The sequence below is a fragment of the Mycobacterium sp. ACS1612 genome (assembly GCF_001667505.1).
In the GTDB taxonomy this organism is placed as follows: Bacteria; Actinomycetota; Actinomycetes; order Mycobacteriales; family Mycobacteriaceae; genus Mycobacterium.
In genome coordinates this window covers 199,438-214,750 of the sequence record NZ_LZHZ01000004.1, presented here as the reverse complement: position 1 = coordinate 214,750, position 15,313 = coordinate 199,438, and the positions used below count along the sequence as shown (strand labels likewise).

Sequence of the window (15,313 nt, the reverse complement as noted above, 5' to 3'; positions counted from 1 at the left end):
CTAGCAGCCCAAGCCGATGCGGACGCTGAACCCGCCGTACGAGCCCCACTGGATGCTGGCACCGCCGAGGCACAGCTCTTTACCCCTGAGTCCGAGAATCGACCAGAGCGGATCAAGAATCCGCGAGACGGGGCCGAGGATCGGGAAGCCGGGGCTGAACAACGTGATGCCCGGCGGCTGAGACGACGGCGTCGCGCCGAAGTAGAAGAAGCTGATCTCGGGGATGCTGGCGATGCCTGTCCCCTGAACTGCGCGGTCGATGACTTGCGTGACCGGCGCAGTGGGCGCCGAAATTTCCGGCGCGGCCTGTGCCGCTACCGGCACCAATGTGGCTGCCGCCGCAACCGCAAGCGCCGCGGTCCCGGCCTGAACCCTTGTAGCAATCGTGTTCATGGCTCCCCCTGCCTTTCCTCCGTGGAAGTCTCTGCTAGCTTCGCAGACCCAACAATAGCGTGTCAACCACGAAGTTCCTACTTTTTCGTAGTTTGCCAGCAACGTTGTCAGTCGTTCGGACGAGGAAATTCGACGACCGCGTCAGCGAACTTCTTACAAAAATCTCGACGACCTCGTCGGTGTTTTAACCGAGTGACGGCGACGCGACCGCGCCGTCGACGCTTCAGCGGCGGGGGTTGCGCAATGTCGCAATGTCAACGGCATGCCGGTCGCCAAGACAAGGAGCACGAGGCGCGGCGGCGCCGGAAATCGGAGTTTGCTGCAACTTGCGTTTGCAACAACGGTCGTCGAGTCGACGTAACGGCGCCTATTAGGCGGGGATCAGCTCCACGCCGGCCAGCGCCACCGCGTTATCGCGCGCGGGCGCGGTGACGACGGCGGTGAAGCCGTCACCGGACTTCCAGACGCTGGCCTTGAGCGTCTCGCCGGGAAAGACGACACCGGCGAACCGGGCGCCATAACTGACCACGCGCGACGTGTCCCCGTCCAGCAGCGCATCCACCATGGCCTTGCATGTCATGCCGTACGTGCACAGACCGTGCAGGATCGGACGCGGGAACCCCGCCGCGGCGGCGAAGTCGGGGTCCGAATGCAGCGGATTGCGGTCACCGCACATCCGGTACAACAGCGCCTGCTGCGGCGAGACGGCGATCGAGAGCTCGAAATCGGCTGCGCGGTTCGGTGGTTCCGATGACGTCGACGGCCCGCGTTCGCCGCCGAAACCGCCCTCACCGCGCGCGAAGATCGACCGCTTCTGCGTCCACAGCAGTGTGCCGTCCGCCGCATTCACCGTCGTCTCCGACCAGATCACCGCGGCCTTGCCCTTGTCCCAGATGTCGGTGAAGCGGGTCACCGCGATGCCGGTGCCCGCGGGCGGTATCGGCCCGGGGGCGGACACCGCCTCGCTGGCGTGCAGCACCTTCGACAGTTCGATGTCGATCCCGGGAAACTGCACCGTCGGTGGCTTCGTCATATGGAAGCTCTGTGCGACGTTGCCGAACGTCGGCAACACCTGCGGCGTCTCGTCGGCCAGGTAGCGCAACTCCCGCTTGTCCATCGGATCGGCGCCCGCGCCGAGACCCAAGTGGTACAGCTGAACATCGCTGCTGGTCCATGAGAATTCGGCGGGTTCGAGTTCGGCCCCAAGCGCCTCGTCCAGATTGATCGGCATCAGTTCTTCCCCGCAATATGTAGCGCTGCAAGGTATCCGAAGGTCATGGCCGGACCTATCGTCCCGCCCGGCCCCGGGTACGTGTGGCCCATCACCGGCGCGCTCACGTTGCCTGCGGCGTACAGCCCCTCGATGACCGAACCGTCGTCGCGCAATGCGCGGGCGTGGACGTCGGTGCGGATGCCGCCCTTGGTGCCGAGATCGCCGGGCACCATCTTGGCCGCGTAGTACGGCGGATGGCTGATCTCGCCGAGGTTCGGGTTCGGTTTGTTGGTCGGGTCGCCGTAGTAGCGGTCGTAGGCGCTTTCGCCGCGGTGGAAGTCTTCGTCGATTCCCGACCGGGCGAAGCCGTTGAACCGCTCGACGGTCGCCTTCAACGCGTCGACAGGAAGGTCCGCCTTCTTCGCCAACTCGTCGAGGGTGTCGGCCTTGACGATCACACCGGACTCCAGCCACTTGCTCGGAATACGTTGTCCCGGTTGCAATCCCGCGAAGATATACCGGTCTCGGTACTGCTGGTCGAATACCAGCCACGAGGGAATGTTCTCACCGGGACCGGGCCCCTGCCCGTATTCGCCGCCGTACATGCGATGACCGGCCTCGACGTAGGGCAACGACTCGTTCATGAACCGCTTGCCTGCCATGTTGACCATGATCGCGCCCGGCGAATTGCGCTCCGACAACGCGATCCACGGTGCGCCGACCAGTGGCACCGTCGGGATCCACCAGGCGTCTTCCATGATGTCGAGGGCGGCGCCGAGCTTCTCGGCCGCGACGATGCCGTCGCCGGTGTTGGCAATGGCACCGACGGTCCAATCCGCGGTGATCGGCGCGCGCTGGTACTTCACCCGCATCTGTTCGTTGCGCTCGAACCCGCCAGCGCCAAGGACGACACCCCTGCGCGCGCGAATGAGTTCTGGCTCAGCCGATTCCGGCGCCATCGAGTCACGGACGTAGATCCCGCGGACCACACCGTCCTCGACATAGAGGTCGGTGAGCGCGGTGTTCAGTCGCACCGGGACGCCCGCCTGTTGCAAGCCGATCCGAAGCGGGGCGATCAGCGCGCGCCCCATGCCGACGAGGTTCTTGCCGGTGGCCCTGGCCCACATGGTGCGGGCGCCCACCTTCAAGCTGCGCAGGACGCCGCGCGGATGACGCTTGAGCTGGTTGAGCCGCACGTAATCCTGTTGCATCACCACCACATTGAGCGGAACCTTGCCGTACGGCGGTTCCAGGCCGGACTCGTCGGCACCGAGTTTGCGTGCGTCGAACGGCTTCGGTTCGATGGATCGGCCGCCGGGACGTCCGCCCGGCGTCTCGGGGTAGTAGTCCGAGTAGTCGGGCACCCAGCACATCTTCAGCGGCGAGTGCTCGAGCACGAAGGACAGCATCTCCGGGCCGCGTTCGAGGTAGGTGTCTATGCGCTCGGGTTCGACGACGTCGCCGATGATCGTGTGCAGGTATTTGCGGGCCGCCTCGAAGGTGTCTGTCACACCGTCGCGCTTGAGGACTTCGTTGTTCGGAATCCACACGCCGCCGCCCGAGCGCGCCGTAGAACCGCCATAGTGCGGCGCCTTCTCGACGACTAGTGTTGATAGTCCCTGGTGGGCCGCGGTCAGGGCGGCAACCATGCCGGCCGCGCCGCTTCCCACCACAACGACGTCGTACTCCTGACCCGTCATGTAGAACACGTTATAGAATTGCCCGGCCGACCCACAACTGCGCCGGTCGAAGAAACGAGTGGACCAAGAGAGGGCATAGCCTAGATGCTCAGCGCTCAGGTACGTGAACAGCTCGCCGCCGACCTCGCTCAAGCCGAGCGCAGCCGCGTCCCGATCACTCCGTTGACCGACGGAAACCCCGATATCGACGTCGTCGACGCCTACGAGATTCAGCTGATCAACATCCGGCAGCGGGTCGCAGAGGGTGCCCGCGTAGTGGGACACAAGGTTGGCCTGTCGTCCGAGGCCATGCAGAAGATGATGAATGTGGACGAACCCGACTACGGGCACCTGCTCGACGAGATGCAGGTCTTTGAAGACCGCCCGGTGAAGTCCGGGAACTATCTGTATCCGCGCGTCGAGGTCGAGGTCGGGTTCATCCTCGCCGACGACCTGCCAGGGGCGGGGTGCACCGAGGACGACGTCCTTGCCGCCACCGCTGCGTTCGCACCGTCGATCGAATTGATCGACACCCGCATCACTGACTGGAAGATCAAGTTGTGCGACACCATCGCCGACAACGCGTCCTCGGCAGGCTGGGTTCTCGGTGAAGCGCGCGTCTCGCCGAAGGACATCGACATCCGCAACATCGACGCGGTGCTGACCAACAACGGTGAGGTTGTCGCGAAGGGTCGTAGCGACGCGGTGCTCGGCAACCCGGTGACAGCGGTGGCCTGGTTGGCCCGCAAGGTGGAGGGTTTCGGCGTGCGGTTGAAGGCCGGTGACATCGTGTTGCCCGGCTCGTGCACACGTGCGATAGATGCACCGCCCGGCAGCAATTTCGTTGCGGACTTCGCCGGGTTAGGTTCTGTACGACTGAGTTTCGAATAGCAGGGAGTAGTAATGCCTCACAAGGCCTCCGTGGCGATTGTCGGATCGGGCAACATCAGCACCGACCTGCTCTACAAGCTGCTGCGCTCGGAGTGGCTGGAGCCGCGCTGGATGATCGGTATCGATCCGGAGTCCGAGGGTCTGGCCCGGGCCAGAAAGCTCGGCCTGGAGACCTCGCACGAGGGAGTGGACTGGCTGCTCGCCCAGAGCGACAGACCCGACCTGGTCTTCGAAGCCACCAGTGCATACGTTCATCGCGACGCCGCGCCACGCTACGCCGAGGCAGGCATCCGCGCCATCGACCTGACGCCTGCCGCGGTCGGCCCGGGCGTGATTCCGCCCGCGAACCTTCGTGAGCACCTCGACGCCCCGAACGTCAACATGGTCACCTGTGGCGGGCAGGCGACCATCCCGATCGTGTACGCGGTCAGCCGCGTCGTCGACGTGCCATACGGCGAAATCGTGGCGTCGGTGTCGTCGGCGTCGGCTGGGCCGGGCACGCGGGCCAACATCGACGAGTTCACCAAGACCACCAGCGCGGGCGTGGAGAACATCGGCGGCGCCAAGCGGGGCAAGGCGATCATCATCCTCAACCCGGCCGAACCGCCAATGATCATGCGCGACACCATTTTCTGCGCCATCCCCGAGGACGCCGACCACGACGCGATCACCCAGTCGATCAAGGACGTCGTCGCGGAAGTTCAGACGTATGTTCCGGGCTACCGGCTGCTCAACGAGCCACAGTTCGACGAGCCGTCGGTGGTCAACGGCGGCAACCGTCTGGTCACGACGTTCATTGAGGTCGAGGGCGCAGGCGACTACTTGCCGCCCTACGCGGGGAACCTCGACATCATGACGGCCGCGGCCACCAAGGTCGGCGAGGAAATCGCCAAGGAATCATTCGCAGTGACAGGAGGTGCACAGGCATGAGCACCGACATCTTCTTCAACCCGGTGTGGGACATCCGCATCACCGATACGTCGCTGCGCGACGGCTCGCATCACAAGCGCCACCAATTCACCAAAGACGAAGTGCACGCGATCGTTTCGGCGCTCGACGAGGCCGGCGTGCCGGTCATCGAGGTGACCCACGGCGACGGCCTCGGCGGGTCGAGCTTCAACTACGGCTTCTCGAAAACGCCTGAGCAGGAACTGATCAAGCTCGCGGCCGAGACCGCAAAAGAGGCCAAGATCGCGTTTCTGATGCTGCCGGGCGTCGGCACCAAAGAGGACATCAAAGAGGCGCAGAACAACGGCGGCACCATCTGCCGGATCGCCACCCACTGTACCGAGGCCGACGTGTCGATCCAGCACTTCGGGCTCGCCCGCGAACTCGGCCTCGAGACGGTCGGCTTCCTGATGATGGCGCACACCATCACGCCGGAAAAGCTTGCGGCACAGGCCCGCATCATGGCCGACGCCGGATGTCAGTGCGTGTACGTGGTGGACTCGGCTGGCGCGTTGGTGCTCGAGGGCGTGCGTGACCGGGTGGCCGCGCTCGTCGCCGAACTCGGCGACGACGCCCAAGTCGGCTTCCACGGCCACGAGAACCTCGGCCTGGGCGTCGCCAACAGCGTCGAGGCCGTCCGCGCGGGCGCCAAGCAGATCGACGGGTCGTGCCGCCGATTCGGTGCCGGCGCGGGCAACGCGCCGGTCGAGGCGCTGATCGGCGTCTTCGACAAGATCGGCGTGAAGACGGGTATCGACTTCTTCGACATCGCCGACGCCGCCGAAGAGGTCGTGGCGCCCGCGATGCCGCAGGAATGTCTGCTCGACCGCAACGCGCTGATCATGGGCTACTCGGGGGTGTACTCGAGCTTCCTCAAGCACGCCATCCGCCAGTCCGAGCGCTACGGCGTACCTGCCCATCAGTTGCTGCACCGGGCGGGCCAGCGCAAGTTGATCGGCGGCCAGGAAGACCAGCTCATCGACATCGCGCTGGAGATCAAGCGCGAACAAGACAAGGCGACCGCGAAGTAATTCATTACCCGCCGAAACTGCATCCCAGGACGTCGTCACTCGACTTTTGCGTGCTGGAATGCCGTTTCGCCGGGTAACGCCACCGCGGCGACCTGCGGGTGTTTAGCCACCCCTGCATCCCGGTTAGGCCTTTGGTGCGGCTTTTCGCCGCAAACCGAAGGAGTGATTCGATGCATATGTCCGCCACGACCGTGCGACGCGGCCTTTACGGAATGTTCGCCGGTGGCCTGTTGGCCTTTGGATCGGCGGCCATCGTCCTGCCCGTCGCGAACGCTGCCCCTGACCCGTGCAGCCAGAGTGGCATCGCGACCACCGCAAGCTCGGTGTCGGCGAGTACGGCGGCCTATCTGGCCGCGCACCCGCAGACCAACCAGGAGCTGACCGACATCGCCAAGCAGCCGACCGATCAGGTCGAGACCGCGTATCAGGCGTATTTCGAGGCCAACCCGCAGGTCGCTAACGAGTTGCAGGCGATCAACCAGCCGGCGAGCGACTTGTTGGGCCAGTGCGGTGTCACGGTGACACCGACACCGATCTCTGAGATTCTGCAGACGCTCTAGTCAGGTAGCGCGGGCAAGATGGGGCGGTGATCACCGCCCCCACCGACCGCCGTCGGCGGATCGGTTCCATGGAGGTCTTGCTCGCATCGCTCATCGCGCTGGCCCTGTCGGCTAGCGCGATGAGTGCGTTTGTGGCGGGAAACGTCGATGTCAGCGTGGCTGCGACGGTGTTTTGCGGCGTGTTCGTTCAAGCGCTGCCGTTTCTGGTGCTCGGCGTGGTGATCAGCGGGCTGATCGCGGCTTTCGTGTCCGCCGAGCGGCTATCGCGCTGGCTGCCGCGACGGCCCGCGCTGGCCGTCGCCGTCGCGGGCGTCGGCGGCGCCGCCCTGCCCGGCTGCGAATGTGGTTCCGTACCGGTGGCTCGACGGCTGTTCGGCGAGGGTGTCTTCGGCGCGGCCGCGCTGACGTTCATGTTGTCGGCCCCCGCGATCAACCCGGTGGTGCTGGTGGCTACCGCCGTCGCGTTTCCCGGGCAGCCTGCGATGGTGCTGGCACGCTGTGTCGCCTCGTTGATCACCGCGGTGGTGATGGGGTTGGTGTGGCTGCGGTGGGGGCGCGCCGAATGGGTGACCCGCCGCCTGCCCACGCCGCACGACAGCGACGCGTCACGTTGGACTGTGTTCACCGAAGCGGCCCGGCACGACTTTCTCCAGGCCGCCTCCTACCTGGTGCTCGGCGCCGCCGCTGCCGCCGCGTTACGAGTTGCGTTGCCCGCGTGGGTGTTCCAGCACCTCGCGGGCCACCTGATCGCCGATGTCGTCACCATGGCGGCATTGGCCGTCGTGTTGGCGCTGTGCTCAGAAGCTGACGCCTTCGTCGCCGCTAGCCTGACGATGCTGCCGCTGCTGCCACGACTGGTGTTCCTGGTCGTCGGGCCTGCCGTCGACGTCAAGCTGTCAGCCATGCAGGCGGGGATGTTCGGCCGTCCCTTCGCGGTTCGTTTCGGGCCTGCGACGTTTGTGGTGGCCACGCTGGTCGCGACGGGTGTCGGCCTGCTGCTCCTCGGCGGTGCGCGGTGAGTCGGGGCACGCAGCACACTGTCGTGCTGCTCGTCGGGCTCAGCGCCCTGGTGATGGTGGTCAAGGGCAGCTATTTGAATTTCGTGCGGCCCACACTGCTGCCGTGGCTGATCGCCGCGGCCGTGGTCCTGGTCGGGCTCGCAGTCGCGTCGATCGTTCACGATCTGCGCCACGGAGCGGCCGAAGACGATCACGACCACCGGCATCGTCCCTGGCTGGTGTGGCTGTTGCTGGTGCCGATCGCGCTGACCTCGTTCGTGGTGCCACCGCCACTGGGGGCGCAGGGCACCGCCCCAGAAGCGGTGGGGGCGACGGCACCGGCGAAGCGGGCTTTCCCGCCGCTGCCAGCGGGACGGGCACCTGTGGTGTCCATTCCCGACGTGATGATGCGGGCGGCGGCCGATTCCACCAACAGCCTCGACCGGCGCCTCATCACGCTGAATGGGTTCACGCTGCACTACCCGGAGGGCACCGACCTCGGCCGCGTCGTCATCGTGTGCTGCGCGGCCGACGCGCAGTTGGCCCGGGTCCACCTGTCCGGCCCCGCAGCTGACGAGGCGGCCCGCTACCCGCAGGACACCTGGCTGCGGGTAGAGGGCAGCGTGGTGCCGGGATCGTCTGCGCTGTCAACCAATTTCGTTCCGACGGTTATGGTTTCGCAGGTGACGCGCATCGACAAACCCGCCAATACATACGCCTATTAGACCTGCGGCAGCGGAATGAACCAATCAGGATTCACCCAGACGCCCCAACCCGGAAAATCGGGATTGAACCGCACAGGTAGCGGCACGGTCACACCGTCGATATCCGGCGGGAGCCACACCGCGGGCAACCCGACGGACACCGGATCGTCCCAGTGGCCGGGAGGCACCCCGTAGAGCGGGGTGAACGGATCCTTTTTGACCTGTCCGGGCGGCCCCCAGGGATTGTGCCCAGGCGGGTCACCCGGCAACCACACGACATCGCCCGGAGCGGGCGGAATCGGCGGAGGCCACGGCTTCGGGTCGGCTTGCGCGACGCCGTCAGCTGCGGCGACTGCCCCGATACCCAGTGCGCCCGCCATCGCTGCACCGGCGAAAATCCTCTTGATCTTCATGTCGAACTCCTTGTCCAACTACGACTTGTCGTTCATGTGAAGACCCCCCAACGCCTCACTGGCGTACCCGTGGCGCGGCGGTGCCAAACACTCAGCGAGTGGGCTTGACCCCGCCCAACTGTTTGGTGACCACATCGGCCGTGTCCACCAGCGCACGTGCGCGCTCACCGATTTCGTTGTCCGTCAAAGGCTTTCCAATGTGCATGGATGCCACCATCACCTGGCGTTGATAGTGGTCGAAGACGGGAGCGGAGATCACGCTGATGTCATGGCGTGCCCTGCCGCGCGTGTTGTTCTCGTCGCGCAGGTAGACCCGTTCGCCGATGTCGGAGACCAATTCGCCGAGCAGCGCGCGCAGTTCGTCGGGCAGGTTGTTCGACACGCCGGCCATCAGTGAGTACAGTCGTCGCCCACCCGGCGTCAGGCGCTCCACGAGGTAGCCGTCGGCGCGGCACGCCGCGATCACCCGGTTCATCCGGTCGCTGTTCGTCCTCAGCGGCAGCGTCGGTTCCTTTGCAAGCCAATCGCGTTCGGCCTCGTCGTCCCACAGCACGAACATCAACCCGACCGGGGGAGCGAAGGGATAACTCTGCCCCACCTCGACACCGGGTCTGGCGCCGGGCGGCGCGACCAATTCGAGCAGCGTGATGCGGTCATCGATCACGCCCGACAAGGCGGCGGTGACGCCGAACCGTGCCGAAAGACGCCGCAACTCGTCCCGGGCTGCCGGGCTGACCCGCATCGACTCCTGCGCCTTGTGACCGAGCGTGATCAGCGACGGGCCGAGCCGGTAGGTCTTGTCGTATGCGTCGCGCACCAGGTAGCCCGCCTCGGTCAGTGAGGTGACGATACCCAGGCATGTCGGCTTGCTCAGTCCGAGCCTGCGGGCGAGATCGGAGAGGCCGAACCGCTCGTCCGGGTGCGCGGCCAGGAAGTCCAGGATGCGGACCACCCGGTCGGTCGGTGGTGACGCGCGGCTGGTGGACCCGGGGACAGGCACAGCACTAGGGTAACCGTCCGTTCCATATGTGTACCGACTCGGTCGATATATTGACTATAGGTAGAACGCGTTCTAGTTTCGAGTACGTGTTCTCACAGCCATTGAACGACGCGATCGCCGAAGCCGAGCGACTGGTCGCCGAGGCCCCGCACATCGAATCCGAAGCCGACCTCCTGGAGGGTCTGCAGTATCTGGCGGGCTGCATCGCGGCATGCACACACGTCGCGTTCGACTACGACCGCGACCACCCGTTCCTGCACAGCGGGACCGGCCCGTTCACCAAGATGGGACTCGACAATCCCGACACGCTGTACTTCGGCACCCGGGTGCTGCCCGGCCACGACTACGTCGTCACCGGGAAGCGCGGCACCACCACCGACGTCAGCTTCCAACTGCTCGGCGGTGAGTACACCGACAAGGTGGTGCCCGACAGCGAAACCGCCTTCGACGACCGGAAACTCGACATTACGCCCGACGGCACATTCGAATGGCGGTTCCGCCCCGAGACGCCGTCGCAATTGGTGATCAGGGAGGTCTACAACGACTGGTCGGCGCAGCGTGGGTCCTTTGCCATCAAGCGACTCGACACCGCAGGCACCGCACCCCCGTCGCTTACTCGCGAGTTGATCGAAAAGCGTTACGCCACAGCGGGAAAGCAGCTGGTGCAGCGCGTCAAGACCTGGCTGCAGTTCCCGCAGTGGTTCTACACCAACATCCCCGTCAACACGTTGGTGGCGCCCAGGCTCACCCCCGGCGGACTGGCCACCCAGTACTCGTCCGTCGGGCATTTCGACCTGGCGCCGGACCAGGCCATGGTCATCACGCTCCCAGTGCCCGATGCACCCTATCTCGGTTTCCAGCTGGGCAGCCTGTGGTACATCTCGCTGGACTACATCAACCACCAGACCTCGCTGAACGGCACTCAGGCGCAGGCTGATCCGGACGGAAAGATCCGGATCGTCGTCGCCGATCGCAACCCGGGCATCACCAACTGGGTGGAGACGCTGGGCCACGCCAAGGGCTACCTGCAGTTCCGGTGGCAGCGGGTGCCGCGCGAACTGACAGCCGAAGACGGGCCGACCGCCGAGGTGGTCGACTTCGACGAGGTCCCGGGGGCGTTGCCCTACTACGAGCAGAACAAGATCTCCGAACAGGACTGGCGTGCGCGAATCGCCCAGCGTCAGGAGCAAATTGGACACAGGATGGTGGGGTAGACGATGGCTGGCTTACTGGACAACAAGGTCGTGGTGATCAGCGGGGTCGGTCCAGCGCTCGGCACCACCCTCGCGCGGCGCTGTGCGGAGGCGGGCGCCGATCTGGTGCTGGCCGCCCGCACGGTGGAACGACTGGAGGACGTAGCCAAGCAGATCACCGATCTGGGCAGGCGGGCGGTGTCGGTCGGGACAGACATCACCGACGAAGCGCAGGTGAACCACCTCGTCGAGCAGACGCTCGAGGCCTACGGCAAGGTAGATGTGCTGATCAACAACGCGTTCAAGGTGCCGTCGATGAAGCCGTTCGCCAACACCACGTTCGACCACATCAGGGATACCTTCGAGCTCACCGTCCTTGGCGCGCTGCGGTTGATCCAGGGCTTCACGCCCGCCTTGACCGAGGCTAAGGGATCGGTGGTGAACGTCAATTCGATGGTGGTGCGTCATTCCGACCCGAAGCAGGGTGCGTACAAGATGGCGAAGTCAGCGCTGTTGGCCATGTCGCAGTCGCTGGCCAGTGAGCTCGGCCCCCAAGGCGTTCGAGTGAATTCGGTGCTCCCCGGCTATATTTGGGGCGGGACGCTGAAGGGATACTTCGAACACCAGGCGAACAAGTACGGTACGACCGTCGACGAGATCTATAAGGCCGCCGCAGTCAACAGCGACCTGAAGCGGCTGCCCACCGAGGACGAGGTGGCCTCGGCCATCCTGTTCATGGCCAGCGACTTGTCCAGCGGTGTCACCGGTCAGACGCTGGATGTCAACTGCGGGGAGTACAAGGCCTAGATGACCACCCGGACAGACGTCGGCACCGTCGAGGAGTTGCACGCTTCGGCCACAAAGGCTTGTGGCCTAGACGATTTCGGTGCCGACGACGACAACTACCGCGAAGCGCTCGGTGTGCTACTCGACTCGTACGCGCGCGATGCCGACCTGACCGAGTTCGGCAGCAAGATGCAGCGGTTCTTCGTGCGTAACGCGTTGGTGGCCAGGCTGGTGTCCGAGGCGGCGTTCAAACAGCATCCACAACACGCTGACGTCGCCATCGAGCGACCGATCTTCGTCACGGGCCTGCCGCGCACCGGCACCACCGCGCTGCACCGGTTGCTGGCCGCCGACCCGGGGCATCAGGGCCTGGAGCTGTGGCTCGCGGAGTTCCCGCAACCGCGTCCGCCGCGCGAAACCTGGCCGCAAAATCCGATTTTCGCCGAGCTGGATGCCCGGTTCAAGAAGGCTCATGAGGAGAACCCGGACTACACGGGTCTGCACTACATGACCGCGGACGACGTCGAGGAGTGCTGGCAGCTGCTACGCCAGTCGCTGCACTCGGTGTCTTACGAAACGCTCGCGCACATCCCGACCTACTCTCAATGGCTGTCCCGGCAGGACTGGACGCGGCCGTATCAGCGGCACCGCAAGAACCTGCAGTTGATCGGGTTGAACGAGGCGGAGAAGCGGTGGGTGTTGAAGAACCCGAGCCACCTGTTCGCCCTTGACGCGTTGTTCGCCACGTATCCCGACGCTCTGGTGATCCAATGTCACCGACCCGCGGAGACGATCATGGCGTCGATGTGTTCGTTGGCGCAGCACACCACGGAGGGATGGTCGACGACATTCGTCGGTGAAGTTATCGGTGCCGATGCGCTGGAGACCTGGTCACGCGGCCTCGAGTTGTTCAACACCGAACGTGCCAAACATGATTCGGCTCAGTTCTACGATATGGACTATTCCGACTTCATCGCCGACCCGCTCCGCGAACTCGAGAGGATCTACCGCCACTTCGGCATCGCGTTCACCGACGAGGCGACGACGGCGGCAGAAGACACCCATGCCGAGAGCAAGAAAGGGCCCCGCGCGCCCAAACACACCTACTCACTGGCCGACTACGGTCTGACCGACGAACAGGTCAAGGAGCGGTTCAAAGGGCTGTGAGTGCTCAGGCCGTCGTATTGGCCAATTTCTCAATGCGTTTGAGCGCATCCTGAGCCAGCGACAGCACGTCATAGCCGTTGACCGCCGCGCACGTCGAGATCCGCACGGCCGCGTTGTGTGCGGCGACGAACGCGTTGTCACACGCCCAGTCCGGTGCCTGGAACGAGTAGAGCACGATATCGGGCGAGCCCGAATTCACTTGCGGTAGCAGATGGAAGTGGTACTCGCGGCCGCGCATATCGGTGACGGTGAACGGCACACCGCGGCAGGCTTCGATGGTGCGCTCGGTCTGCCCGAGCGCCTGCTTGGGGTCGAAGCCGGCGTGGTAGACGCCCGCCGCCTCGTCGATCACGACGTCCCTGCTGTCGTTGGTGTCCACCCAATGCCCGCCGTCGGTCGCCGCCGGATCCAGATCGAAGATCAGTGGCGGATCGACCTCTCGCGACATCCCGCTGCACTCCTGCGGTTCGACAGCGACGAACAAGTTGCCGTCCCTGTCCTGGACCTTGTCGCTCAACAGATCTTCGACCTGCAGCGCGGTGATCGGTGCCACCGGCCGTTCCGGCCGCGGCGTGGGCGCCTCGACGTTTCGGTCGCAGCCCGCGACGGCAAGGCTGATCAGCAGGCTAGCCGTCGCCCGGCGAAGGGGCACTGGACATTTCCTCTAGACACCCTTCGGCCACCGCGTGCCTGATGCTGTCGGCGAGCTTCGGGCATGACTTGGCTCGAGCGGACTGGCCGCCGGACTGCCGGATTTCGGCGAAGTACGCGCACCGCTGCGATGCTTCCGTGTTCCACTGCACCGACGTGTGGCCGGGACCTAGCTTTTTGACCTGCACCGCGACGTGACAGAATCGGCAGTCGACGGACACCAGCCCGGACGTCAGATAACGCTCTCGGTCACGCCTGGTGGCCTCCCGCACCGCCGCGGCACGGTGCGGATCCGAGGCGAAATTCGGTGCGCCCGGAGACTTTCGCGCGCCGGTGTCCGCCCGTGCACCGTGCTCGTCGTCATCGTGCGCCCCGTAGAGCTCCAGCATCGACCGCGCCAGTTGGTCGACGTCAGGGGCGTCATCGCGCGCGGTCATCTACGAGCCGGTCTTTTCCTTCTCGGCGGCCTGCTGTTTGAGGTTCTCTTCGACCTCGACGTGCCACTTCTCGTTGGCGGCGGTGGTGTCGATTTCGATCTCGAACCGGTCGGTCATGTCGGGCGTCACGTCCGCGACGTCCACATAGAACTGCTGATACCACCGGCGCATCTGATAGACCGCGCCGTCTTCCTCGACGAGCAGCGGATTCTCGATGCGAGTCTTGTGCTTCCAGATCTCGACGTCCTGCAGGAAGCCCTTGCTGACCCCTTCGGTGAACACCGTCGCCAGCTTCTCGGTGGTGGCCTCGTCCAACCCCTTCGGCTTCTCCACGATCACACCCCATTGCAGCATGAACGAGTTCTGGGTGACCGGGTAGTGGCAGTTGATCAGGATCGACTCGGCTTTGAAGCCGCCGTAGCTGTTGTGCAACCAGTTGATCATGAACGACGGACCGAAGTAGGACGCCTCCGAATCCAGGTGCGCCTCACCGTAAGTGGTGCCCATGTCGTTGACATCCGGGCGGCCGACGTTGTGCAGGTACTGCGACGCGATGTGACCCTCGAACACGTTCTTGAAGTACGTCGGAAGACCGAAATGAATGTAGAAGAAGTGCGCCATATCGGTGACGTTGTCGATGATGTCGCGGCAGTTGGAACCCTCGATCAGAATCGAGTTCCACTTCCAGTCGGTCCATTCGTCGCTGGCAGCCTCCGGGATATCCGGGATGCGCACCTCCGGCTGCGGCGGGTTGCCCTCCTGGTCATGCCAGACGAACAGCAGGCCGCCGCGCACGTCGGTGGTCCACGACCGGGTGCGGGCCAACCGCGGGGTGCGCTTGGCGTAGGGCACGAGCTTGCACTTGCCGTCGCCGCCCCAGCGCCAGTCATGGAACGGGCAGGCGACCTCGTCGCCCTTGATGGTGCCATGCGCCAGGTTGCCGCCCATATGGCGGCAGTAGCCGTCGAGCACTTTGACGTCGCCATGCGAATCGGCGAAGACCACCAACATGGTGCCGAAAATCTCGATGCCGTGCGGTTTGCCGTCCAGGTAGTCCTGGACCGGGCCTAGGCAGTGCCAGCCACGCGCGTACCTGTCCGGCAGCGTGCCGGCGTCGATTTCGCGAATGCCTGCGGTTTCGGTGGTCACCTCTGGTCTCCCAATCTGTGCTCTCTAACTAGAACACGTTACAGTTTTTGCCCCGTGGCGCGCAATCGACGCGGTTGATCGGCCCCACCCGCAAGCGCTC

Annotated in this window: 17 protein-coding genes; 9 read left to right on the top strand and 8 right to left on the bottom strand. The window is 64.9% G+C overall.

What is annotated here, in order from left to right; translation table 11 throughout:
* From A5724_RS02280 to kstD, 3 genes are all read right to left on the bottom strand, one after another.
* Window positions 1-393, bottom strand: coding sequence for a hypothetical protein (locus tag A5724_RS02280; protein ID WP_067795471.1), 393 nt, complete (start codon window positions 391-393; stop codon window positions 1-3).
* Between the two features lie 370 nt (window positions 394-763).
* Window positions 764-1,624 carry a MaoC family dehydratase gene (locus A5724_RS02275; protein WP_067795469.1) on the bottom strand — a complete coding sequence of 287 codons (861 nt, stop codon included), beginning with the start codon at window positions 1,622-1,624 and terminating at the stop codon, window positions 764-766.
* Entirely contained in the window at window positions 1,624-3,306 is a 1,683-nt protein-coding gene (kstD, locus tag A5724_RS02270) for a 3-oxosteroid 1-dehydrogenase (RefSeq protein ID WP_067795734.1), read from the bottom strand. The genes A5724_RS02275 and kstD overlap by 1 nt, the downstream gene beginning before the upstream one ends.
* An 84-nt stretch (window positions 3,307-3,390) precedes the next feature.
* Between kstD and A5724_RS02265 the strand changes: the two genes are divergently transcribed.
* The 6 genes from A5724_RS02265 to A5724_RS02240 all read left to right on the top strand — a co-directional run bounded on the left by A5724_RS02265 (window position 3,391) and on the right by A5724_RS02240 (window position 8,438).
* A complete protein-coding gene (locus tag A5724_RS02265) occupies window positions 3,391-4,176 on the top strand; it encodes a 2-keto-4-pentenoate hydratase (protein ID WP_067795467.1) in 786 nt (261 codons plus the stop codon).
* Window positions 4,177-4,188: 12 nt separating this feature from the next.
* Entirely contained in the window at window positions 4,189-5,106 is a 918-nt protein-coding gene (locus tag A5724_RS02260; protein WP_067795464.1) for an acetaldehyde dehydrogenase (acetylating), read from the top strand.
* A complete protein-coding gene (gene dmpG, locus A5724_RS02255) occupies window positions 5,103-6,155 on the top strand; it encodes a 4-hydroxy-2-oxovalerate aldolase (RefSeq protein ID WP_067795462.1) in 1,053 nt (350 codons plus the stop codon). The genes A5724_RS02260 and dmpG overlap by 4 nt, the downstream gene beginning before the upstream one ends.
* 176 nt (window positions 6,156-6,331) lie before the next feature.
* Window positions 6,332-6,715: a heme-binding protein gene (locus tag A5724_RS02250; protein ID WP_232004669.1), complete on the top strand. Its 384-nt coding sequence runs from the start codon at window positions 6,332-6,334 to the stop codon at window positions 6,713-6,715.
* A 68-nt stretch (window positions 6,716-6,783) separates the two neighbouring features.
* Complete coding sequence (locus A5724_RS02245) at window positions 6,784-7,734, top strand: permease (protein WP_067795454.1); 951 nt, start codon at window positions 6,784-6,786, stop codon at window positions 7,732-7,734.
* On the top strand, window positions 7,731-8,438 hold the full coding sequence (locus A5724_RS02240; RefSeq protein WP_067795453.1) for a TIGR03943 family protein: 708 nt from the start codon (window positions 7,731-7,733) through the stop codon (window positions 8,436-8,438). Before A5724_RS02245 ends, A5724_RS02240 begins: the two co-directional genes overlap by 4 nt.
* On the opposite strand, the gene A5724_RS02235 is transcribed toward A5724_RS02240, so the two are convergent.
* Complete coding sequence (locus tag A5724_RS02235) at window positions 8,435-8,830, bottom strand: hypothetical protein (protein WP_067795452.1); 396 nt, start codon at window positions 8,828-8,830, stop codon at window positions 8,435-8,437. The two genes, A5724_RS02240 and A5724_RS02235, sit on opposite strands and share 4 nt — an antisense overlap.
* 91 nt (window positions 8,831-8,921) lie before the next feature.
* Entirely contained in the window at window positions 8,922-9,830 is a 909-nt protein-coding gene (locus A5724_RS02230) for an IclR family transcriptional regulator (RefSeq protein WP_067795450.1), read from the bottom strand.
* An 86-nt stretch (window positions 9,831-9,916) separates the two neighbouring features.
* On the opposite strand from A5724_RS02230, the gene A5724_RS02225 reads away from it, so the two are divergent.
* From A5724_RS02225 to A5724_RS02215, 3 genes are read left to right on the top strand one after another with little or no spacing between them, the layout of a single operon-like run.
* Complete coding sequence (locus tag A5724_RS02225) at window positions 9,917-11,044, top strand: hypothetical protein (RefSeq protein ID WP_067795448.1); 1,128 nt, start codon at window positions 9,917-9,919, stop codon at window positions 11,042-11,044.
* A gap of 3 nt (window positions 11,045-11,047) precedes the next feature.
* Window positions 11,048-11,830 carry an SDR family oxidoreductase gene (locus A5724_RS02220; RefSeq protein WP_067795446.1) on the top strand — a complete coding sequence of 261 codons (783 nt, stop codon included), beginning with the start codon at window positions 11,048-11,050 and terminating at the stop codon, window positions 11,828-11,830.
* Entirely contained in the window at window positions 11,831-12,976 is a 1,146-nt protein-coding gene (locus A5724_RS02215) for a sulfotransferase (protein ID WP_067795443.1), read from the top strand.
* Window positions 12,977-12,980: 4 nt separating this feature from the next.
* Here A5724_RS02215 and A5724_RS02210 read toward each other — a convergent pair whose 3' ends face one another.
* The 3 genes from A5724_RS02210 to A5724_RS02200 are packed head-to-tail and all read right to left on the bottom strand — an operon-like array spanning window position 12,981 to window position 15,213.
* Window positions 12,981-13,628, bottom strand: a complete 648-nt coding sequence (locus A5724_RS02210; RefSeq protein ID WP_082964801.1) for a sensor domain-containing protein — start codon at window positions 13,626-13,628, stop codon at window positions 12,981-12,983.
* Window positions 13,603-14,064: a hypothetical protein gene (locus A5724_RS02205; protein WP_067795441.1), complete on the bottom strand. Its 462-nt coding sequence runs from the start codon at window positions 14,062-14,064 to the stop codon at window positions 13,603-13,605. Before A5724_RS02205 ends, A5724_RS02210 begins: the two co-directional genes overlap by 26 nt.
* Entirely contained in the window at window positions 14,065-15,213 is a 1,149-nt protein-coding gene (locus A5724_RS02200; RefSeq protein WP_067795438.1) for a Rieske 2Fe-2S domain-containing protein, read from the bottom strand. It lies immediately after the preceding gene.
* Between the last annotated feature and the right edge of the window lie 100 nt (window positions 15,214-15,313).